The following is a 21,969-nucleotide window of genomic DNA, read 5'->3' on the forward strand; positions in this document are numbered from 1 at the left end:
TTCCTCCGTAGTGGTGCAGTAGTCGGTTGCTTTAGGCGAGCCAGTTGGCGACGAGCCCGCATGCGCCCACGATGGCGGAGGCGGCTCCCAGGATCATCAGGCCCGTCATGATTGATCCGACGAGTCGGGCCGCGGTTGGGTTGCCGCTGGTGCGGGCTCGCTGGTGTCGTCGCTGGGTGTTCAATAGCGTTGCGCTGCTGATGATGATGGCCGCGCCACAGAGCAGGTATGAGATTGCGTGCTCGACAGTCAAAGTTCCCCCTTCGAAGTTTGCAACCCAAGTGTTCCATTTGGGCCCGACACCCCTTCTACTGCTGGCCATATGCACAGGTAGAAGGTGGCTAGCCACCTAGTGTAGGCGATGGGCTGGTGGGTGGCAAGCCACCGTGCGATACTGACTACATGCCCAGCCAGCACCGCTTTCCCGCGATCACGCCTCGGCCTGATCCGGAGTTGAAGCGTCGTGCGCAAATAGCTGTGGCACAGGTGGATTCAGATTTGAATGCGCATGTCATCGCGTTCTTGCGGTGGCTGGTGCATGACACCGATGAGTTGCCGGCGCGGCCCAAAGAGCGACCGGAATGATCTAGAGTCGTCGTTGCTGTCGATCACCCCGGAGTCGTGAGTCCGGACTCACGCTGACCAGCGGACGAGCACCCGCCTGTGATTCGGCCCAGGGACCAAGAGACGTGCCCCGCCTCCATTGGCGGTCTTGGTTCCCCACCACATCCGTAACCGCTGAGCAGTGCACGACCCGTCCGGTGATAGTCCGGCGGTCTATCCTTACGCCGTGGCGCCATCGACGAACGTTTGGATCAGCCGTGGTGTAGATCTCGATCGGGCCGTGGAGGTGGTCGCGGCGTCGCTCGCTGACGCCGGCGAGAACTATGAGCGGCGTGGGCTAGTTGTTCCCCGGAAGGGGGATCTTAGACACCCGAGTCCTGCTGTTGAGCGGTTCATCGCGAACGGCAATGTGGGCAGTAGCGGCAGTTTGTCGGTTAGAACGGGTGGTCCGGTACTCGCTCTCGCTCCGACCTTGGAGCTCCTGGCGGACGCGGTCGGATTGGCAGACGGCAACGCTCTCGGTGTGGTCGAGCACGTCAGCGGCGAGGTTGCCGGATGGGCTGCGGCAGTCGGAGCGATCGATCTGACCACGGGCGCGCCTGCGCCTGAGGTGAATCCTGCGTTGCGTGAAGCGTTCGAGTCGATCCACGACGCTGGAAACAACGGATACTCGGTGTCGGATTCCTCCCTGAGACAGCGCATCGACGAGGACCTGACGCTGCTCGTCCAGGAAGGTGTGTCCTTCACGTTCCTGGCCGGCTATCTCGTCGGCCTCGGCGCTGGCGGGCATCGGCTCGACGGCTTGAAACGGATCTACGCAAAATACAACGGTCAGTGACTCGTTGCGGTCCGGATAGGGCAGGTGGTGCGCGCTTCTGCCACGAGTGCGTCAGGGGGCCTCGTGGCGTACCTGTCAGAACCTGATCGCACTGTTGATCCGTAGACCGTCAGCACGGAGCTCAGCAACGAACTTACGCAGATCCTCGCGGGTGGAGCGAGCACCACGTCTGCTGAGCGTGTGCCCGTCGTTCTTTCGGTTGGGAGGCACGAGGCGTAGCGTCGTCTCGTTGTTCTTTTTTACTGTCCATCCTTGTGCCTCAGCGTTGGCACACAAAAGCTCGATTTCAAGCTCCAGGAGTCGGACGTCTCGGCCCGCCTGTGATTGGCCGTCCTCGACTCTGGGTCCATGTTTTTTGACCAGTTGGCCAATCTCAAGTGCCGCCGCGCTCACCGCTGCGTGAAAATTCCCATCTGGTCGTGCTGAGTATGGCAGCCGCGTGAGTCCCAGGATGTCCGACGGCAACTTCATGTCGCGGGTGGTGGACAAAAGATAGGTCCGACGCCGGCCGAGCGCCCCTAAGAAGAGTCCGAACTCGAGAATTATGTTGTCTCGCACTGAGGATGTTGTGTTGCCGCGGCTCGTCGTGACGTCGTCCGGAGAGGCTATGAGAACCGCAAAGTCCGAGCTCTGAGCGCGTTCTTCCAATGTCTCGAGTGCATACCCGCCCGCGTCGAACACGCCTAGGTCCCATACATCGACGTCACATATCTTGCGGTCCTCTAAGACGACCTGTAAGTAGTGTGCGACATCGCGACCTTCGACAGACGAGCCAATAAAGAGCTTGGGAAGGGTCACGGCCAGCTACTTTACCGAGGTCCATTGGGGTCTGGGTGTCGGCACGTCAGTGCTCGACGATTGAAGGATCACCCGGTCGGTGGGTGGCCTGCTTCCGGCGTACGCAGCAATCAAATGGATGGCCGCGGGAGCGGGCGACAGCAGTTCCTGAGTGGGACGAAACCTGCCCACTACATCACTGCAGATCATCGAGGTGTCGGTCGAGTGCGGCTTCCCACAGATCGATCTCGTAGGCACTAAATAGATGCAGAGTGTCCTCGGTGAGGATGTAGCCAACGTCTTTACTGGCGAGGACTTTGGCCCTGATGACTGGGTCGTCGACGCCGTCGGCGAGTCGATCGAGCATCGAGTCGAACGCATCGGCGGACATCGGCGTCGGCACGGTGGCGTCCGGGTCGACCAGCAGCGGATCATTCGGCCCGGGTTCGCGGCCGAACCGCTCCACGAAGTCCCGCTGCAGCGCGGCGAAAACATCGGCCATCTCCGCGGCCTGGGGATGCTCCGGAGACATCGCCAAGGTGATATCACCCGATGACGGGTCGACGTCTCGTTGGACGTAGTGCGGATCGCCGTGGCGCTCGAGGACCAGCCGTGCGTGTTCTTCGCGCCGGCGTTCGTCGGCCGCAAGCCGCGCTTTGCGGGCACGGTTCTTGTCGGTACGGGATCTACTCACAGACATGATGTTATCAAGAGCGGACTTGAATAGTGCTCTCTCCCAGCACTTTTTAGCCTCTACTTGACATAATTACTATTATCGGCGTAACGGGTTGCGCTGCAATACGTTTCGTCACCAGTGACGAAACGTACCCGTGATGGCCCCCGGACAGCTCGGTCTTCTATCGAGCGACGACAGGTCTCAGGGTCTGGATAAGTACCAATGTGGGGTTACGACAATCCGATCACGCCATCGAGCATCGCCTCAGTCAGGTTCGCACCGCGGGGTTCATGCCGCGCAGGTTCGTGCCCGAACCTCGGCGTCTCTTTCAGCTACGTCCAGCACGCTTGCGGACTGACCAACGGCGATAACCAGCGGGAACCGGTCGACCATCTGTTGCTGCGCCTGTTGGAGCACTTACTCCATCCGCGCGGAGAGTTCATCAGTAACCGTCAAGCGATGACGCCGAAGGTGTCGTACCGGGCTGCCAAACTTGGGGAATGACCAAACAGCGGCCACCCCTAACATCGGAAAACGAAGCACTGGCAGGGATCGGTGATGTCAGCCGTCGTATCGACTCCCGCGCCCAACGTGGGCTATTGCTTCAACGGTGGGGTTTGGGTGGGACACGCGTACAACCGGGTAGCAGCCTCGATCAGGACGATAACGACTTCGCCCCCGAACTCAACTACAAAAACCTCGTCAGCAGCACTGCGCTGTTCCCCGCAATGGCAGCAACAGACAGTCTCGCCATCGCATGCACCAACGCCGGCGAACGACGTGACAGTCGGAATCTGCACACGGTCGCCAACCTCACCCTCTGCCGTGCAGCACTTGAGTCCGCCTCCCGCACAATTTGGCTGCTGTCCCCCACTGATCGTGAGGAACGCCGCAAACGATGCCTCGCAATCACCAAACACGAACTAGGTCAACAGAAGTACTTTGTCGGACAACTTGAGACTGAAAATGACGAGGGCAAAAGCCGCTATACCAACACAGATTACAACCCTCTGCTCGCGCACAAAAAGGACTTCGACGAGCGGCTTGCGTATTTAGACGCTATATCCGGCCTACCCGGAATTCAATTCCGCCCGATCATCACGGCCGCAGCCGACTGGATTGAACAGAACGTCCCGGCTCACGACCGGGGCGAAATTGCGAATCGCAATCTAACCCATGGAATGAAACTGTCTTACAGCCTCGGATCAAGCACCACCCATGGTATGAAATGGTTGACGGACTATCTCGGCGACCAACGAAATATCATGGGCATGATCGCCGACGGACTGGCGGCCTCGGTCAACATGACCGAATGTGCAGTCGCTCTGTTTGAAGCGCAGGCTAGCATCCCCCGTACCGCTGGCCGTGGCCACCCTTACCCCGAGCGGCTACGTTCGACCGTCTCCAAGTGGTCAAGAATGTATTCGGCCTAGGCGCGAGAACACCCTGCTTTTGGTTCATTTAGGGCGGCGGGGCTCCGACAGCTGACCACTCACACATCCGATCCCTGATCGATTGCTGCCTCGTAGAAGGCGTCCGCGAGCGCCATGATGACAGCACTGATGCCCGGGCCGTCGCTGAAGAAGTAGTCGGCCATGGTGTTGTGAGCATCTTGATTGTCGACGACGGCCTCGGTGACCGCCGCCTGGAAGTCCTGAGACTCGACGAACTGCTTCTTCGAGTTCACTCGTGTCTGATTGACCAAGTCCGGATTGGTCAACAGCTGGACCACCAGCCCCTGTACGAACTCACGGACCTGGGCCGCGGAGAACGCCTCGGCTCCGAACAGGTCGTTCATCTTGTCGATGACAACCTGCAGGGCAACGTATTTGGGATCTTTTCGGCTGCCGGTGCCGGCGGAGCCGATGCCTTTGAGCTCACCCTCGCCGGTCAGCGAGATGTCGACCGAGCCGACCTTGGTGTGCTTGACCCCGACCAACACCACGTCGGACAGGTCCACCTCCGCTGCCCACGACGAGTCCGCGATGAGCTTGTCGAGCAACCGCAAGAAGATCGACAGCATCTCCATGAACGGGTCGCCGTAGTCGACGATCTGGCTCATGAAGTCATACAGCCGGACGTAGGTGGCGACGTCCTTGCGGAAGAGATCGAGAGTGTTCAGCGCAACAGTGTCGCCGGCCTGAATCGCTGCCGCGTAGCGGCGAGCGAAATCATCCTTGGCCGGTCTCATCGCCGCCGACAGCGCGCTGTTGCCCTTCCGGGTGACCCATAGCTCAGCGACCTCACGGACCTGCTCAGGCGTGTACATCCCCGCCTGCGCAAGCTTGGTCGCCAGGTGCGCGACGACGTACGGGTCGGTCTCGGTCTCCAACGTGGCGCCCGCGAAGTACGGCTCGAACGAGCTCCGAATGTCCTCGGGTTCGTTCACGAAGTCGATTACAAACGTCTTGCGCTTGCGTTCTCCGCCCGCCGTGCGGTGGGTGCGGTTGAGCCGGGACAACGTCTGTACCGCCGTGACTCCGGAAAGCTTCTTGTCGACGTACATCGCGGTGAGCAGTGGCTGATCGAATCCGGTCTGGAACTTGTTGGCGACCAGCATGATCTTGTAGGTCGTACCCTTGAAGGCTGCGGCCAGGTCGGAGCCGGCACCGGGGTTGAGGTTGGCTTCGGTGAACTCGTCGTCCTTGCTCGGCTGCTGCCCCCACTCCGGCGTCCAGGTCTCGTCTTGGTCCATCGTCACCGACCCCGAGAACGCCACCAGGGTGCGGTAGTTGTACGAGGCATCCTCGGCTGTCCGCTTGGCGATGTAGGCGTCAATCGCCTTCTTGTACTTAACCGCGGCCTTGCGAGAGTCGGTCACGACCATCGCCTTGGCTCGGCCCTCGAGCAGGTGCGCGACGTTGGCGTGGAAGTGTTCCACGATGATCTGAACCTTCTGGCTGATGTTGGTGGGGTGCAGCCGCACCCACCGCATCAAGCCCTTACGTGCGGCGGACTCCTCCACATCGCCGCCGTCGCCGCTTTCGGCTTTGCCGGCGATTTTCAAGGCGGTGTCGTAGGACTGGTAGCCCTTGAGCACGTCGAGGATGTACTCCTCCTCGATGGCCTGGCGCATCGAGTACAGATGGAACCTGACCTTTTTGCCATCGGGGCCCTGGCGGCCGAAGAGTTCTACGGTCTTGTTCTTGGGTGTCGCAGTGAACGCGAGGAAAGAGATGTTGTCCGACTCGGAGCGCTCCGCCATCTCCGCGGCCAGGATCGTCTCGACGTCGACGTCGGCGCCTTCCTCGATTTCCTTGGCCTCCTCGGCGGTCAGCACCGCTTTGAGCTTGGAGGAGATCTGACCGGACTGTGACGAATGCGCCTCGTCGGCGATGACCGCGAACCGCCGGCCCTTGAGCGAGGAATCCTTGCGGATCTCATCGAGCGCGAACGGGAAGGTCTGCACTGTCACCGCGATTATTAGCTCTTTGTTCTTGAGCGCCGTTGCCAGCAACCCGGATTTCGACTTCGCGCCCGCTTTGCGGACGTCTTCCGGGCTGATCGTGGCCACGATCTTGCCGGACCCGTCGATCTGTCGTATCGCGTCCTGCAGTTGCCCATCGAGCACGGTGCGGTCCACCACGACGATCACCGAGTCGAAGACCTTCTTGGCGTCCACGTGCAGCCGCGCGAGGCGGTGCGCGGTCCAGGCGATGGTGTTGGTCTTGCCCGATCCTGCGGAGTGCTCGATCAGGTAGCGCTTGCCCACCCCTTCCTCGCGGACTGCGGCCACCACGTTGGTCACTGCCTCCCACTGGTGGAATCGAGGGAACAGCATGCTGGTGCGGCGCAGCGACGTTCCGGTCGCCACGTCCCATTCCTGCTTGGTCTCCACGAGCATGAGCCGGCCGATGATGTTGAGCCAGGCGTCTTTGTCCCAGACCCGCTCCCACAGGTACGCCGTGGCCGACCGCCCGGCCTCGGGCGGCGGGTTCCCCGCGCCGTCTTTGTGGCCGACGTTGAACGGCAGAAAGTGCGTCTTCGGGCCTTCGAGCCGGGTGGTCATCGCGGCAAGGTCGTTGGAGACCGCGAAGTGAACCAGCGCCCGGTGCCCGAACGAGAGCAGCGGCTCCGGGCGCCCGTTGGTCATGGGGCCCCGGTCCATGCGGTATTGGTTGGTGGCGTCGTCAAGGGATTGCGTGAAGTCGGTCTTGAGTTCGACGGTGGCGACCGGAAGGCCGCTAATGAAGAAGACGAGGTCGATGCTGCGCTGGTCGGCGGTGGAGAAATGGACCTGCCGCATCACCCGTACCCGCATCGCGGCGTACTGCTCGTTGGTGGTGGCGTTCAGGCTGGTCTCGGGGCGGAACTGCGCGATTTTGAGCCGGCCGCCGCCGATGTACTGCACGCCGTTGCGCAGAATGTTCAGCGTCCCGCCGCCGTGCTCGAGGGGCTTATCGAGGGCTGCGGTCAGCACGTCGAGGAACTTGGCTTGCGACCCGGCAGCTTTCAGTGCCTTCTCGTAGGCCACCTGCTGGGTCTCCCGCAGCCACGCGAACAAGTCCTCGGGGAACAGCGCCCGCTCGCGGTCATAGCCAGTGTCTTTGGTCGAATACAGCCAGCCATGGGCATCCAGGTAGGCACAGATCTCAGACTCGAACACAACCTCGTGGTGATCGGCCATCACACCATCTCCCGTACATCGAATTGCCCCGTGACCGCGGCCGTGATCAGCGCCGCGCGGCGTTCGCGAGCGAGTTCGATAAAGTGCTCCGATTCCGCGATGAGAGTGTCGACTTTCGAGGTCTGCTGATCCAAGTAAGCTACAACATCGAGCTGCTCACCAAGCGGCGGAATTGGAAGCTCGAGGCGCGCGAGGTTACCGACCGATAGCCGTGGCAGACCAGCGCCTCGCATCATGGAGGCCGCCTGCTCCCGCGCCGTCTTGGATGCGAAGACGTAAGCGAGGTACTTGGATACGATCCGTTCACGATCCGGAGAGATAATTACCAGTGATGACGCGACAACAAATTGGTGCGTGCCACGAACCACAGCCGTCTCACCAACAGTGCCATCCTTCGAAAACAGCACATCACCATCGTATGGTTGGCAGCCAGTCTTGACCATGTATTCGTACGTGTCTCGAGTTGTCTTCAACGCGCCTTCGAAGTCGATAGATCCACCGTCTAGATCCCGCGTCGATACGAAATCGAACTCCCCGCCATCTGTGTCAGGGGAGATATGAGCGCCGTCAGTTACGCGTGTCGCAACGGATTTGACACGCGCTCGCCCCCAACCGACCGGAAGGCTTGGGTACCAACCGCTTTTGCTGGCAACCCGATTCGTCGTCGAGGCACCTTCCACAGTCTCGGTGATCACCGCAAGGCGTCGCTCGCGGAGCATCTCGATCAGGCGCTGCTGCTCCTCGATGAGCGTGTCGATGCGGGCGGTCTCGCGGTCGAGGTAGTCAGCAATAGCGTGCTGCTCTGAAAGGGGCGGTACCGGTATCGATAGCACATTTATCTGCGCCGTTCCGATGCCTGGCTGCGCGGCCGCTTGAGAGTACTGGCCGAATGAGTAGCCGGTGACTGCAACCTTGATCTGTGCGGTCTCAAAGCGTGACAGCTCATGTTGGAGGGTGCGTGCCACCATGGCCCGGTCGGCCATGTCACCGTCGATACCGACCAGCCCGACAGCTACACCACGGTCATTCGGCGACACCATCTGTTCCCCACCGACGTCGTAGGGACTAGTCACCTCGCGCGCACCCTCCACCGAGCGAGCTGCCGCGACCGCCTGGTCGACAACCTGACGGAACTCAGGGCTATCCACAGACACGCCGGCACCGTCGTAGACGATGACATCCTGCTCGGCTCCCAACTGAGGAAAATGCTGCGCCAAGACCGCGTCGACGTGTTCGGACTCAGACCCGGCAATCCCGAAATCCATTGCCGTCAAGCGCCGCTCCAATGGCGCAAACGCCATGGCGCAGACCACGATGATCAACGCCCAGCTCACCAGGACCGGCCACCGCCGCCGGCTCACCCATCTGCCCCACCGAGACAACACCGAGCCAGGGGCTAGACCGATGCGTGGCCGCGTCGCCACTGTGACTTTCACCATATTCGGACGATAACATCGAATATCAACGATGAATAGACCTTTTGAAGATCGGTGACAACGGCTATCATCGTCGCATGGCGATTAAAAGTGAGGGGTGTGTGCCGGCTACAGGAGGCGCGGACTCAAGTGTCGATGCAGCAGTTGCGCTGTTCCATAGTCTCTCGGACGCAACACGTTTGGCTATCGTGCGGCAACTGGCCGGCGGGGAGGCCCGGGTGGCTGACTTGGTGGCCGAGCTCGGTTTGGCGCAGTCGACGGTGTCAGCGCACGTGGGGTGTTTACGTGATTGCGGCCTCGTACAGGGCCGGCCGCAGGGCCGTCAGGTGTTCTATTCACTCTCGCGCCCTGAACTGATGGATCTGCTGGCGTCAGCGGAAACCTTGCTGGCAGCAACGGGTAATGCGGTCACGTTGTGCCCGAATTACGGTATTGCATCTGGGGTGGTCGGCGATGAGTGATGCGTGCGGCTGCGGCCATGACGAAGCCCCCGATGACGATGGAGCAGAAGCCGACCTCGCGCGGTGGTGGCAGGTCGTAGAGATCAGAGCTGCGATCGTTGCCGGGGCACTGCTCGTGGCAGCTTTGATCAGCAGCGTGGCCGAGGGACCGCAGTATGTGGAGCTGGGACTGCAAGTAGGTGCGCTGGTCATCGCCGGCTATACCTTTGTGCCTTCAACACTGCGCCGACTAGCCCGAGGCAAGATCGGGGTCGGCACCTTGATGACCATCGCCGCGGTCGGGGCGGTCGTGCTCGGGGAAGTCGGCGAGGCGGCCATGCTCGCTTTTCTGTTCGCGATCAGCGAAGGACTCGAGGAATACGCCGTTACCAGGACCCGCCGCGGCTTGCGGGCACTGCTCTCGCTGGTGCCTGACACCGCCACCGTGCGACGCGGTGGCCGTGAACTTGTCGTGTCCCCCACCGACCTCGTGGTCGGCGACACCATGATCGTCAAACCCGGTGAACGCCTTGCCACGGACGGCACGATCAGTTCCGGGCACACTGCGCTCGACACCTCGGCGATCACCGGTGAGTCGGTTCCAACCGAAGCGGGACCCGGTAGCGAGGTCTACGCCGGTTTCATCAATGGCACCGGCGTCCTGGAAGTGACGGTCACTGCTGCTGCACGCGACAATTCTCTGGCCAAGATTGTGCGGATCGTCGAGGCCGAACAGTCCCGCAAAGGCCAGGCCCAGCGGTTGGCCGACAAGATCGCCCGCCCGTTGGTTCCCTCAGTGATGATCGCTGCCGGTGTCATCGCCGGGGTTGGCAGTGCGCTCGGAGACCCGCGAGTGTGGGTTGAACGGGCCCTGGTGGTGCTGGTCGCTGCCTCGCCGTGCGCGCTGGCAATCGCCATACCAGTGACCGTGGTCGCCGCGATCGGGGCCGCCTCCAAACTCGGTGTCTTGATCAAGGGGGGCGCCGCCCTCGAGGCGCTCGGCCGAATCCGTACCGTTGCGCTCGACAAAACCGGCACCCTGACCCGCAATCAACCCTCAGTCGTCGAGATCGCAACCACCGGTGGTGCCTCACGCGCCGAGGTACTTACCGTCGCTGCGGCGCTCGAAGCGCGCAGTGAACATCCCCTCGCCCGGGCGATTTTGGCCGCCGCTGACCCGGTCACTCCCGCCGACGACGTCGACGCGGTCACCGGCGCCGGCCTCGTCGGATCTGTCGAGGGCCACCCTGTTCGGCTGGGACGGCCCGGCTGGATCGAGGCTGGCGCCTTGACCGATGACATCGATCGCATGCAACGAGCAGGTGCCACCGCCGTACTCATCGAACGCGACGGCACCGTCATCGGCGCCATTGCCGTGCGCGATGAACTTCGGCCCGAAGCACCCACCGTGGTTGCTGGTCTACGCCGCGATGGCTACTCGGTGGCCATGCTCACCGGCGACAACGCGCGCACCGCCGCCGCGCTGGCCGAACAAGCCGGCATTGAGAACGTGCACGCCGATCTACGGCCAGAGGACAAAGCCCGCATCATCAACACGCTGCGCGCCCACCAACCCACCGCCATGGTGGGCGACGGCGTCAACGACGCCCCCGCTCTGGCCACCGCCGATTTGGGCATCGCCATGGGCGCCATGGGCACCGACGTCGCGATCGAAACCGCAGACGTCGCACTGATGGGCGAGGATCTACGTCATCTGCCTTCAGCTCTTACCCACGCCCGCCGATCACGCACCATCATGCTGCAAAATGTGGGCCTCTCCCTGGCCATCATCACCGTCCTGATGCCCCTGGCCCTGTTCGGTGTCCTAGGCCTTGCCGCGGTTGTCCTCGTTCATGAAATCGCCGAGATCGTCGTCATCGGCAACGGGGTGCGCGCGGGACGCACCACACGTCTGCACCTGCCCGACAACTCGACGACCACCGACCGCCCACTAGCAAAGACCACACAATGAACATTGACGACAACGCCGCCGACCACGATCAGTCGATCGTCACCGCATCAGCACAACGGCGGCGAGTCCTGGTCGCGGTCACTGCCACCTTGGCCGCCGTCGCACTCATCCTCGATCCCATCGCCCGCAACACCCTGTCCGACGGCCGAACCGTTGACCTCGGGTTGCTCCAACTCGACCTCGCCTACAACACCGGGGTCGCTTTCAGCCTCGGCAACCAGCTGCCCACCGCGGTGATCCTCGCCCTCACCAGCCTCATCACCCTCGGCTTTGCCATCTATGCCTGGCGCACCGCATCTGAGCAACGAACGCTGCAGACCGTCAGCTTCGCCGCCATTGTCGCTGGCGCCGCCGCCAACGTCATCGACCGTCTCCTCGACGGCAAAGTCACCGACTACTTCCATACCGGGTGGTGGCCCACCTTCAACCTCGCCGACACTTACATCACCTGCGGCGTAGTCGTCCTGGTCCTCACTGTTCTGTTCGAACCCGGCGCTACCCGCATGTCCGAGAACAACAACTAAATCGCTACTGGCCCACCACCTGGAGGGTCAGTGCGCCGCACCAGTGTTGTTCTGGCGGCGAATGAATTCGGCCATACCCGGAACGGTGAATGCCACAACTCCGCGTTCAGGCGCCCAGATCAGGCCTTTTTTGATACAGGCGTCGCGGTGCGGTGCCACCGACTGCATGGAGCTGCCCAGCGCTGTGGCGATCGCAGACGACCGCGGTTGATCGGTGCCGCTCACCGCCATGGCGTGTAAATACCGCCGTTCGGTCTCGGTCGCACGAAGCCACCGCGAGCTATAAAACCCGGCATCAAGAGAGGCGTGGCCGGTGCTCACCGCATCTTCGGCTTCAAGCAGCCTGAACGGTGATTCTGTTGCCGCACGCCACAATTCGTAGCCAAAGACTTGCAGGAAATACGGGTAGCCGGCACTGGCAGTGACCACATAATCAGCGGCCTCGTCGGAAACGGCCTGACCCAGCCGAGAAATCGGTGCGACGATGGCCGCCCGCGCCTCATCGTTGGACACAGGTCCGATGGTGCGGTAGTCAAATTGGCGTTCGGCGTAGGACCGTGCATCAGCTAGCACCTGGGGGAGGTTCGGAAGTCCCGCACCGACCACGAAGAACGGCCAGCCCCGTTGCGCGGCACGGTGCTGGGTTGCTAGCAACACTTGTAGCAGCGGCGCCTCGAGCTCCTGCATCTCGTCGACGAACAACCCGAATGCGTTGCCCTCCTTGCGGAGTTCATCGCACAACTCTTCGACGAGATCTTCGAACTCGACTCCCAATGATGCCTGCGACGGTGGTGCGGCTTTCGACACACTGACCCCGGTGCCGAATGCAGTCGCCGACACCGAAAACTCCTCGGTCATCGCCCGAAGCCGATCTGCAATTGCCCGTGCGAACTTGCGGCGCCTAAGCGCCCGGGTGACGTCTTTAGAAATCCGCCTACGCAGCGCTTCGGCGCCTTCCTGACTCGTCTGCGCTTCGACCTCCACAACGACCCAATCGTTGCGCCGCGCTTGGTCAGCCATGGTCGCCAGCAACGTGGTCTTGCCGACTCCCCGCAGTCCTTGCAACATCAGCCCCCGGTCATAGTGGCGTTGCTTGGCCCGGGCGACCAGCAGATCGAAACGCTCCAACTCCCGGGCACGACCCACCAGCTCAGGCGGACGAGTACCCGACCCGGGCGTGAAGGGATTGAGACCAGATTCCACCAGCAGACACTAGCAAAGTATCGGGGTGTATAACGCGGATTCTTATACGAGCCGATACGGCCTTAGCGTCCGCCCGCCCGCTTGCAGTACGTACCGGGCCGCCACCGCCGACATAAATCCTCCGCGCGGCAACTTCGGCTGGCCGAATATATAGTTTCGGCTAGCCATTAGACTGCGGGGCATCGAACAGGAGGGCGCTGTGGTGGCAACGAGTGGAGTGCGTCCCCGGCTGGCCCGGGTTCGGGTGAGTTCCACGCTGCTCGGGCCTGCTTTCGTCGCGGCAATCGCCTATGTCGATCCCGGCAACGTCGCATCGAACATCAGCGCTGGCGCAGAGTTCGGGTATTTGCTGGTGTGGGTCATCGTGGCCGCGAATGTGATGGCCGGGCTGGTGCAGTATCTGTCGGCGAAGTTGGGTGTGGTCACGGGCATGTCGTTGCCCGAAGCGGTGCGCGGCCGCTCTTCTCGTTCGACTCGGCTCGGGTATTGGGTACAGGCCGAGCTGGTGGCGATGGCGACCGATTTGGCCGAAGTGGTCGGCGGCGCCATTGCGTTGAACCTGTTGTTCGATCTGCCGTTGCTGGTAGGTGGGGTGATCACCGGGCTGGTCTCGATGGGGCTGTTGCTGGTGCAAGACCGCAGCGGCCAACGCCCGTTCGAGCGGGTCATCATTGGGTTGTTGGCAGTCATCGCGATTGGGTTCCTCACCAGTGTGGTCGTTGAACCACCATCGCCGGCAGCGGCAGCTGAGGGCCTCATTCCACGTTTCGAAGGAACCGAGAGCGTGATGCTGGCAGCGGCGATGCTCGGTGCCACGGTCATGCCGCATGCTGTGTATCTGCATTCGGGACTGGTACGGGACCGCCACGGTGTCAACGGGCCTGGACCACTGCGGCGACGACTGCTCCGGGTGACCCGCGTCGATGTGGCACTGGCCATGCTCTTGGCAGGAGCAGTCAACATGTCGATGCTCCTGCTAGCAGCAACCAACCTGCAAGGCAGAGACGACGTCGACACCATCGAAGGCGCCCACGAGGCCATCGGGGACACCCTCGGACCAGTCGTGGCATTGCTATTCGCATTGGGTCTTCTTGCTTCTGGACTGGCATCGACATCTGTCGGCGCCTATGCCGGCGCCATGATCATGGACGGGTTGCTGCAGCGCCGGATACCGATCGTGGTGCGGCGGCTGGTCACCTTGATTCCCGCCATCGCCATCCTTGCCGTGGGCATCGACCCCACCCAGGCCCTGATCGTGTCTCAGGTCATCTTGTCGTTCGGCATCCCCTTCGCCTTAGTTCCCCTGGTGCGATTTACCAGTGACCGCGCACTGATGGGTGAGGACACCAATCACCACGTCACCAGCTCACTCGCCTGGCTCACCGCGGCGGTGATCATTGTCTTGAATGTTGCCTTGATCTATCTCACTGTCCTGGGCTAAAGCAGCGATCGCTACCGCTCGACCACCGTGCACGGTTGCCGTGGCAGCAGCCCGCCTTCGCCCACACTGACGCTCCTGCACCGCCACTCCCGATGCTCGACCATCGGCGTCGACCATCGGCGATTTCTCCAGGTTCGCCCCGGTGCCTACGCTGATGGGATGAGCACACCGCCGGCCGATTCGATCAACGTTCGACGCGCGGCAGCAGCGAGCATCGGATGGGCGCTGGCCTGGGTCGGGGCCGCTGTGGCCATTGCGGTAACGGCCATTTCTGCCAGTACCGTCCTGGATCTAGTGGGGGTCGGCGATCCCGGCATTCTGACTCGCTACGGGCTGCCCGCGGTGCAGACCATCGGTGAGATCGGTGCAGTGGTCGCTGTCGGTGGAACACTGTTCGCCGCGTTCTTCGTCCCCCCACAATCAAACGGAATCCTCGACGTCGGCGGCTACCGCGCGCTGCGGTCTGCTGCTGTGGGCGCGATGGTGTGGATGGTGTGCGCACTGCTGATGGTCCCGTTGACCGTCTCGGACACGACCGGCTTCGCGATATCGGAAGTGGTGTCGGTGGACCGGCTGATCACAGCGGTCGGCCAGGTCGCCGACGCCCGATCCTGGCTCTGGACAGCGCTGTTCGCCCTGATGTGCGCGGTTGTTGCCCGGATCACGCTGCGCTGGACGTGGACGCTGGTCGCGTTCCCGCTGGCTCTGCTGACCCTGATGCCCACAGCCCTGGCCGGCCACTCCTCGACCGGCGGCAGCCACGACATCGCGACCAATAGCCTGATCCTGCACATCGTGGGCGCATGCATCTGGATGGGCGGTCTGTTCGCCGTCCTCGTTTATGCTCGCGGACACGGCCACTTCACCGCACTCGCGGTCCGGCGCTACTCCCGAATTGCCCTGTGGTGCCTGGTCGTCGTCGGAGCCAGTGGAGTCATCAACGCACTCATCCGGGTACACCTGGACCAATTGTTCAGCACCACCTACGGGCAGCTGATCCTGGTGAAAGTCGCAGCGCTGCTCCTACTGGGTGGTTGTGGTGCCTGGCACCGGCGCACCACTATCCCGGCGGTGACCAGCAACGGGGGTGACCGTCAACCATTGATCCGCTTCGCCGTCGTCGAACTGCTGATCTTCGCAGCGACCTTCGGGATCGCGGTCGGGTTGTCGCGGACACCGCCGCCAGAGAATGTGAATCCCGCAGACATGCCGGCGACCGAACTGATCCTCGGGTACAGCCTCGACCGAGCACCCACGTTCGGGGAGATCGTCGTCGGTTGGCGCTTCGATCTGCTGTTCGGCACCCTCGCGATCGTGATGGCCGCCCTGTACCTGCGGGGGGTCTACCGGCTCCGCACACGCGGTGATGCCTGGCCGGTGGGACGCACCATCGCATGGCTGCTGGGTTGTGCCGCAGTGCTCTTCGCGACCTCTTCAGGCCTGGGCAAGTATGCTCCGGCACTGTTCAGCATTCACATGATCGCGCACATGATGTTGTCGATGCTGGCGCCGGTGCTCCTGGTCCTCGGCGGCCCGGTGACGCTGGCGCTGCGGGCCATTGCGCCGGCTGGCCGGTCCTCTCCCCCGGGCCCACGCGAGTGGATCCTGTCCCTGCTGCACAGCCCGTTCTCGCGGTTTCTGACCCATCCTTTGGTGGCGTCGGTGCTGTTCGTCGGTAGCTATTACGTGCTGTACCTCGGTGGGCTGTTCGACGTCCTCACCGAATACCATGCGGCGCACGTCGCGATGAATCTGCATTTTCTGCTCAGCGGTTACCTGTTCTACTGGGTGGTGATCGGGATCGACCCTGCCCCGCGGAGGCTTTCCCCGGTCGCAAAACTGGCGATGGTGTTCGGCTCGTTGCCTTTTCACGCTTTCTTCGGTGTTGCGTTGATGAGTACCGACAGCGTCATTGCCCGCACCTACTACAACAGTCTGATGTTGCCGTGGAACCCGGATCTGATGAGCGATCAGCGTTTAGGTGGAGGTATCGCATGGGCGGCCGGTGAAATCCCTTTGGTGCTCGTGATGTTGGCGTTGCTGGTCCAGTGGTCTCGCCAGGATCAGCGCCAGGCCACCGGCTTTGATCGCCGCGAGGATCGCGAGGGCGATGCGCAATTGGTCAGCTACAACGCGATGCTGGCGCAGATGGCCGGTACCTCAGCCGGCCCGGCGACCGTAACGGATTCGGCCGCTACCGCCGCTGCCACAGCGCCGCAGAGCCCGCCAGCGGCCACGCAGTCAGAAACCCCTGAGCGTCGCTAGAGTTGTAGGCCCAAGTGTTTGTCAACCACGTCGGCGAGTTCGTCGGTTGATTCGAAGACCTGCGGCAGGACTGCGGCCACGGTTCCATCGGCGCGTACCAGCACGGTGCAGGGATAAACCCGATCCCGACAGGGCCGCCGCGAGTCGGGCGTCGGTATCGACGACAGTCGGTAGGTGTACGCCGGTCTCGATCAGTAAATTCAGTGACAGCAGCGGGTTTTGGGAACCCTCCTGTCCCTGGACGGTGAGCACTTGCAGGCGGTCGCCGGCTCGGGCGGCGAAGTCGGCAACCACCGGCAGCTCGGTGCGGCACGGTCCGCACCAGTGCGCCCAGATGTTGATCAGTAGCGGTTGCCCGGCTGTGGCGCCGCCGAGGTCCACGGTGGCGCCGTCGGCCAGACAGGACAGGACGATCCCGGTCAACACCGACCCCGGCGCGGGCGGGGTGCCATCACCGACTGGGCAGGGTTGCAGAGCCGCCCGCTCGCGGGCCTGGGCCATGTCCTGCGCGCTGACGTCCGCGTTGATGCCCGGCAGTGGCGCACTGGGGTTGACTCCCGGATCGACTGGCTCAGAGGCAGTCTCAGAAGCTCGCGGCCAAATCGCCACAATCATCGCCACAACGATGATGAGCGCCGCGATCGATGGCCGCAGGCATGACGATCATGTCCGCTGTTACGCTCTGAGCGGCGGAGGAGATGCCGCCAAGGGTAAGGGTAAGGGTAAGGCGGGTCCGGCGACCCTCGACGCACTCGACGAGATTGCCGGGCCCGTCGTCTCTGCCCCAGGCCACCACATCGCAAAGAACCACGGTGCTGCGCACGCTAGGTCGGACCCCTCAGGCGGCCGAACCATCAGTCGGCCACAGATGCCCGCGCGGCGCCGACCACGACGGGCAGTGCCGAGCAATTCGATCTCCCCATCGGCCTCACTTGTGGCAGCAACCGCCGACGACGGTGGCATCTGATCACTGCGCTCGCCGAAACACCACCACGGCAAGAATCAGACCAGCTAGCACCGGCAGATGACTGAGCATCCGTCCCACCGTCACCTGCCCCGCACTCGCATCGACGATGACATAACCCCCAAGAACCAACCCGAAAATACCCAGCACCGCGCACAGGCCCGCCGCAGCGATCGGCCAGATCCCGGCCACAATCATCCCCACAACCCAAAGCACCCGACCATGCCGTGGACTCGTTAAAGAAATGAGCCCCCGACATCACAGGCATGTGATGCCCGGCCGGCATCATCCCGAAATCGACACCAGCGACCTGGACCGCCGCAAGACCGGTCTGAATAGCGCCCACGGCCACCAAATCCATCCGCGCCCACTTGTTGATCGGGGCCCACGCCAACGAACGCCGCAGCGAGGTCGAGCGATGGCAGGGTATCAGGCCCGCGGCCGCCATAACAGCTGCGGCCGCACGCGGGTCAGGCTCGGCGAACGTTGCCCGCCGCAGCCGACGGACCTGGTCGTCAGCCAGGATGTACCAGGCACAGCACTGACGGCACGTTTCCAGGTGCTCATCGACCCGAACCGCAGGGACCGGCTCTCCCGCTCACCATCGAGCCGAGCTGATAGCGCCTCACGCGCCACATCACAATCCACCCCCATGATCGCCCCTAACCGCGCCCGTGCCCACACCGGGGCGCTGACGACACCGACTGCCGGCGGTGACATACGTGTGAAACAGCGCGTAGTTGTGAGACTCAGCCCGACGACCCTCACACACGGCGATACTTCGCCGAGTGACATGCCCGGCATGGATACAAAGGGCTCGTCCTCACCGCTCTGCTGGATCGCGGCATCACCCGCGTCTCCGACGAATCAACTAACCGCTTCTGGCCTACCCTGTGGGGGTCAGTGCGCCGCACCAGTTTGTTCTGGCGGCAAATAAAATCGGCCGTGCCTGGGACGGTAAAGGCCACGACCCCGCGTTCAGGCGCCCTCAGATGAGGCCTTTCTTGATACCGGCGTCGCGGTGCGGTGCGCCGACTGCATGCATGGAGCGCCCGGCGATCGCGGAAGACGCGGTTTATCGGTGCCACGGGCATTGGAGGGAATAACGCTCGCCTCTATACATGGGTCAAATAACCCATGCCACGATATCGCCTCGGCCCTCGCGCGCGCGGACGCCGCCAGCACCCCGTCTCCATGGGAAGTGAACCATGGGAACGCTGGCCCAGCCTGGTGACTCTTCCAGCGGCTTAAACGTTAGGTTAGCGGTTCTTTCGAGCGCTGATTACTCGATACATCCCTATGCCCGTTGCCAACACGACGATGGCAAAGGCCATGGAGCCCCAGAGCCATGCACATTTTAAACCGTCAGAGCCGATGTGAGTCGGTGTCGACACATCTGCCAGTACCAAGTCAGAGGCAGACGGATCGCCGGTACGGCGCTGCCCCTCAACGGGTTGGCTCGTACCTTCTGACCCCAACTCCGCCACACTAAAGGTGAACTCCCCTGCTACAGACTCTCCAGCGGCTGAGTCGACACCATAGGTGACAGTGTATGCGCCGGGCTCGAGCTTTGAACGTACTTGAACAGTGACGAACGACTTATTGACCGCAGGCACCGAGATCTCGAGATTGCGCCCGACGGAGTCACTCAGCGTGATAACCGGCAGCCAGTGGCCTGATACTTCCTGGTCGAAGGCGAAATCAATCGATGACGGCGCCCGGTCAAGAACCGCGTTGGGTTGCGGATTAGTTGCCACGATCGAACTGTGCGCCGAAGCCGAGCCTGCATTAACAATGCAAACCAGAAGCGCGACCGCAGTGACCACCACACTCCGCTTGACCACCCATGAGAAGATCACGAACTCAAAATACTACGCCTGATAGTATTTGCGACAATCGGTGACCCTTCTCACTCAAAGATTCGTGAGACCGATGACCACCTCCGCAACTGCTGGCTTTGCATGACTGAATTGTCGCTCGCCTGCGACCAAGGGAGGCCACCATTGGGGTAGGTCGAGGGCGCGGCCTTGCAGTTTGAATGCTGAAGGCTGTCTAGGTGGGCAGTTGGTTCGGTAGTGCCTTGTCGGCTGGTCCGTCGACAAGAGCGTCCACCATCCGGGTGAAGTTTTCGCCCCATCCGGCTTGGTCGGTTCGGGCCAGCCCGGCCATTTCGACGGTGCATCGAGGATGCTCGGGTCCGGGTGTGGGTGTGATTCGGGCCCAGATCCGTCGGCGTTTGATCAGCAGGGAGATCAGCAGGCCGCCGAGCATGGCGATCGAGGACGCCAGCACCCATTTCTGGGCGGGATCGTGCGATACCTGCAGCGATACCCAGCGTTGGTAGCCGTCGAATTGGACGACTGTTCCGTCCGGCAGGCGGGTGTCTTGGCCGGCGAGGAGGTTGACGCGTTCTATTTTGAGGAGCCGGCCTTGGTTGATCATGTCGACGTTGAGGCTGTAAACATTTTGCGGTCTGCCGGTGTCGAGTCCGGTGTCGCCCTGATAGATGTCGATGGCCACAGCCGGGTTGTCCGGGATCGGCCACGCCGAGGTCATCAAGCCGCCGTTGAAGACTGCGGTGGGTGCGAACAGTCCTTCCACGGCGATCTGTTTTGTCCGCCGCTCGTCCTCGTCGGGATACAGGCCAGCTGGCGTGTCGAAACGTGCGGCTCCACTAGACATCATTGTTTGCAGTTCGTCGGGCTGAAACGGGACGGTCTGGGTGCGGGTGCGGCCGTCAGGGAAAGTGACGGTGAACGTGGGCGCGAAGCCGTGGCCTAACAGGTAGACCCGATCGCCGGCCACGCGCAGTGGGTCGTTGACCTGGAGCGCTCGCTCGTTCCATTCATTCTTCGAGATCTCGTTGCCGCTCTGATATTTCAGGGTGGCGGTGTACATGTCGGGTTGTCCGGTCTCGAGGTAGCTGGCTTCAAACGCCTGCACCTGAATGCAGAACTCGTTGAGGCTGGTGCCGTCGACGAGATTGCCGGCTCGGAACGAGTCGTACACGGCAGTGGAGGTGTTGCACAAGCCTTCTTGCCCGTCGGCAACCAAGATGCGGGTGCCCTCGTAGCCGAACATCTTGCCCGCGGCGATCGCCACGAGCAGGGCGAGCAACGAAAAGTGAAAGACGAGGTTGCCGAACTCCCGCAGGTACCCTTTCTCGGCCGACACTTCCACTACAGTGACCGAACCACGCTCTGAGCCAGGCCCGTGCACCGTGCGCACCGTTGTGCGCCACCCTTTTAGCCGTTGTTGGATTAGGGCTGCGGTCTGCTCGGGTGTGCCATCGGTGTCGCGAACTTCGTGCCGTGGCATCCGTGCAAGGTTGCGAGGTGCGGCGACCGGCCGAGCCCGTAGCGACTTGGCATGTTCGGCGATGCGGGGGGTCAGGCATCCCACCAGTGAGATGAACAGCAAAGCGTAGATGGAGGTGAACCAGATGCTGGAGAAGACATCGAACATCTGAAGTCTGTCTAGAACGTCACCCACGGCGCCGTTGTCGGCGATGTACTGGGTGGTCTTCGTAGCGTTGAGGTCTCGCTGCGGCAGCAGGGCCCCGGGTACAGCAGCAATAGCGAGCAAGAACAGCAGTGCTAGGGCGGTGCGCATGGAGGTCAGTGACCGCCACAGGTTCCGGGCGGGCCAGAACAGGTAACGCTGCAAGTGCCGGGTCGCACGCTGGCGATCTGGCCGAGGCTTAATCAGTGTCGGCGTTGTCGTACTCACAGCGTGAGTCCGAGATGGGTATTGACTGCTTGGATCAACTCGTCCGTGGAGGCGAAGACCTGGGGCAGAACGGCAGCGACCGAACCATCAGCGCGCACAAGGACCGTCGAAGGATAGACGCGGGGAACACCCAGTGCGGCGGCCATCGCTGCGTCGGTGTCCACCACGGTGGGTAGATCCACACCAATGTCAATCAGCAAGTTCAGTGAAAGAAACGGATTCTGCGCGCCGTCGCTGCCTTGCACAGTTAGAACGTTGACGCGATCACCAGCAACGCGATCGAATTCGGCGAAGATCGGCAGCTCCTTGCGGCAGGGCGCGCACCAGTAGGCCCAAAAATTGATCACCCACATGGCGCCCGCGGTCGCGTTTCCGAGATCAACGTCCGAACCGTCCGACAAGCAGGGCACCCTCACACCTGCCAAGACCGAACTCGGGCGGGGTGTCTCGGTGCCCGATGGGCACGGGCTAAGGGCGGCCTTTTCTCGAGCGGCAGCCAGCTCTTCTGTGGGC

Annotated in this window: 20 protein-coding genes; 9 read left to right on the top strand and 11 right to left on the bottom strand. The window is 62.4% G+C overall.

The window, feature by feature from the left end:
* Positions 1-31 precede the first annotated feature (31 nt).
* On the bottom strand, positions 32-253 hold the full coding sequence (locus WIMU1_RS25100; RefSeq protein ID WP_062801213.1) for a hypothetical protein: 222 nt from the start codon (positions 251-253) through the stop codon (positions 32-34).
* Positions 254-402: 149 nt separating this feature from the next.
* On the opposite strand from WIMU1_RS25100, the gene WIMU1_RS26315 reads away from it, so the two are divergent.
* Entirely contained in the window at positions 403-585 is a 183-nt protein-coding gene (locus tag WIMU1_RS26315) for a hypothetical protein (protein WP_133248730.1), read from the top strand.
* Between the two features lie 406 nt (positions 586-991).
* Complete coding sequence (locus tag WIMU1_RS25105; RefSeq protein WP_157366812.1) at positions 992-1,402, top strand: hypothetical protein; 411 nt, start codon at positions 992-994, stop codon at positions 1,400-1,402.
* 75 nt (positions 1,403-1,477) lie between these two features.
* Here WIMU1_RS25105 and WIMU1_RS25110 read toward each other — a convergent pair whose 3' ends face one another.
* Together WIMU1_RS25110 and WIMU1_RS25115 are read right to left on the bottom strand one after the other, a co-directional pair.
* Positions 1,478-2,200, bottom strand: a complete 723-nt coding sequence (locus tag WIMU1_RS25110) for a nucleotide-binding protein (RefSeq protein WP_062801217.1) — start codon at positions 2,198-2,200, stop codon at positions 1,478-1,480.
* Between the two features lie 175 nt (positions 2,201-2,375).
* Positions 2,376-2,873 carry a hypothetical protein gene (locus WIMU1_RS25115; RefSeq protein ID WP_133248732.1) on the bottom strand — a complete coding sequence of 166 codons (498 nt, stop codon included), beginning with the start codon at positions 2,871-2,873 and terminating at the stop codon, positions 2,376-2,378.
* Between the two features lie 482 nt (positions 2,874-3,355).
* On the opposite strand from WIMU1_RS25115, the gene WIMU1_RS25125 reads away from it, so the two are divergent.
* Entirely contained in the window at positions 3,356-4,288 is a 933-nt protein-coding gene (locus tag WIMU1_RS25125) for a hypothetical protein (RefSeq protein WP_157366813.1), read from the top strand.
* A 59-nt stretch (positions 4,289-4,347) separates the two neighbouring features.
* On the opposite strand, the gene WIMU1_RS25130 is transcribed toward WIMU1_RS25125, so the two are convergent.
* Both WIMU1_RS25130 and WIMU1_RS25135 read right to left on the bottom strand, forming a co-directional pair.
* Positions 4,348-7,482 (bottom strand): type I restriction endonuclease subunit R, encoded by a 3,135-nt coding sequence (locus tag WIMU1_RS25130; RefSeq protein WP_062801224.1) that lies wholly within the window; start codon positions 7,480-7,482, stop codon positions 4,348-4,350.
* Positions 7,482-8,816 carry a restriction endonuclease subunit S gene (locus WIMU1_RS25135; protein WP_062801226.1) on the bottom strand — a complete coding sequence of 445 codons (1,335 nt, stop codon included), beginning with the start codon at positions 8,814-8,816 and terminating at the stop codon, positions 7,482-7,484. Before WIMU1_RS25135 ends, WIMU1_RS25130 begins: the two co-directional genes overlap by 1 nt.
* A gap of 179 nt (positions 8,817-8,995) precedes the next feature.
* Between WIMU1_RS25135 and WIMU1_RS25140 the strand changes: the two genes are divergently transcribed.
* The 3 genes from WIMU1_RS25140 to lspA are packed head-to-tail and all read left to right on the top strand — an operon-like array spanning position 8,996 to position 11,854.
* Positions 8,996-9,379 carry an ArsR/SmtB family transcription factor gene (locus tag WIMU1_RS25140; RefSeq protein WP_030174610.1) on the top strand — a complete coding sequence of 128 codons (384 nt, stop codon included), beginning with the start codon at positions 8,996-8,998 and terminating at the stop codon, positions 9,377-9,379.
* A complete protein-coding gene (locus WIMU1_RS25145; RefSeq protein WP_030174607.1) occupies positions 9,372-11,330 on the top strand; it encodes a heavy metal translocating P-type ATPase in 1,959 nt (652 codons plus the stop codon). The genes WIMU1_RS25140 and WIMU1_RS25145 overlap by 8 nt, the downstream gene beginning before the upstream one ends.
* Positions 11,327-11,854 carry a signal peptidase II gene (gene lspA, locus WIMU1_RS25150; protein ID WP_033336192.1) on the top strand — a complete coding sequence of 176 codons (528 nt, stop codon included), beginning with the start codon at positions 11,327-11,329 and terminating at the stop codon, positions 11,852-11,854. Before WIMU1_RS25145 ends, lspA begins: the two co-directional genes overlap by 4 nt.
* 27 nt (positions 11,855-11,881) lie before the next feature.
* Here lspA and WIMU1_RS25155 read toward each other — a convergent pair whose 3' ends face one another.
* Positions 11,882-13,057 carry an ATP-binding protein gene (locus WIMU1_RS25155; RefSeq protein ID WP_030174602.1) on the bottom strand — a complete coding sequence of 392 codons (1,176 nt, stop codon included), beginning with the start codon at positions 13,055-13,057 and terminating at the stop codon, positions 11,882-11,884.
* Positions 13,058-13,259: 202 nt separating this feature from the next.
* Between WIMU1_RS25155 and WIMU1_RS25160 the strand changes: the two genes are divergently transcribed.
* Both WIMU1_RS25160 and WIMU1_RS25165 read left to right on the top strand, forming a co-directional pair.
* On the top strand, positions 13,260-14,498 hold the full coding sequence (locus WIMU1_RS25160) for an Nramp family divalent metal transporter (protein ID WP_030174600.1): 1,239 nt from the start codon (positions 13,260-13,262) through the stop codon (positions 14,496-14,498).
* 159 nt (positions 14,499-14,657) lie between these two features.
* Positions 14,658-16,763 carry a bifunctional copper resistance protein CopD/cytochrome c oxidase assembly protein gene (locus WIMU1_RS25165; RefSeq protein ID WP_081907084.1) on the top strand — a complete coding sequence of 702 codons (2,106 nt, stop codon included), beginning with the start codon at positions 14,658-14,660 and terminating at the stop codon, positions 16,761-16,763.
* Between the two features lie 21 nt (positions 16,764-16,784).
* On the opposite strand, the gene WIMU1_RS25170 is transcribed toward WIMU1_RS25165, so the two are convergent.
* The gene (locus WIMU1_RS25170; protein WP_197038098.1) at positions 16,785-17,378 is read right to left on the bottom strand and encodes a TlpA disulfide reductase family protein; all 594 of its coding nucleotides are present in this window, start codon (positions 17,376-17,378) and stop codon (positions 16,785-16,787) included.
* Between the two features lie 10 nt (positions 17,379-17,388).
* Here WIMU1_RS25170 and WIMU1_RS26790 point away from each other — a divergent pair, with 10 nt between their 5' ends.
* Positions 17,389-17,730 carry a hypothetical protein gene (locus WIMU1_RS26790; RefSeq protein ID WP_051722005.1) on the top strand — a complete coding sequence of 114 codons (342 nt, stop codon included), beginning with the start codon at positions 17,389-17,391 and terminating at the stop codon, positions 17,728-17,730.
* Here the strand turns inward: WIMU1_RS26790 and WIMU1_RS26795 are convergent, their stop codons facing one another.
* The 4 genes from WIMU1_RS26795 to WIMU1_RS26800 all read right to left on the bottom strand — a co-directional run bounded on the left by WIMU1_RS26795 (position 17,731) and on the right by WIMU1_RS26800 (position 21,857).
* On the bottom strand, positions 17,731-17,925 hold the full coding sequence (locus WIMU1_RS26795; protein ID WP_197038097.1) for a hypothetical protein: 195 nt from the start codon (positions 17,923-17,925) through the stop codon (positions 17,731-17,733).
* Positions 17,926-18,986: 1,061 nt separating this feature from the next.
* Entirely contained in the window at positions 18,987-19,586 is a 600-nt protein-coding gene (locus WIMU1_RS26015; protein ID WP_030174596.1) for a copper resistance CopC family protein, read from the bottom strand.
* Positions 19,587-19,779: 193 nt separating this feature from the next.
* Positions 19,780-21,339 carry a cytochrome c biogenesis protein ResB gene (gene resB, locus WIMU1_RS25185; RefSeq protein ID WP_081907091.1) on the bottom strand — a complete coding sequence of 520 codons (1,560 nt, stop codon included), beginning with the start codon at positions 21,337-21,339 and terminating at the stop codon, positions 19,780-19,782.
* A 113-nt stretch (positions 21,340-21,452) separates the two neighbouring features.
* A complete protein-coding gene (locus tag WIMU1_RS26800; protein ID WP_197038096.1) occupies positions 21,453-21,857 on the bottom strand; it encodes a TlpA disulfide reductase family protein in 405 nt (134 codons plus the stop codon).
* Positions 21,858-21,969: the final 112 nt, after the last annotated feature.

The sequence above is a fragment of the Williamsia muralis NBRC 105860 genome, assembly GCF_001598915.1.
Classification (GTDB): domain Bacteria; phylum Actinomycetota; class Actinomycetes; order Mycobacteriales; family Mycobacteriaceae; genus Williamsia; species Williamsia muralis.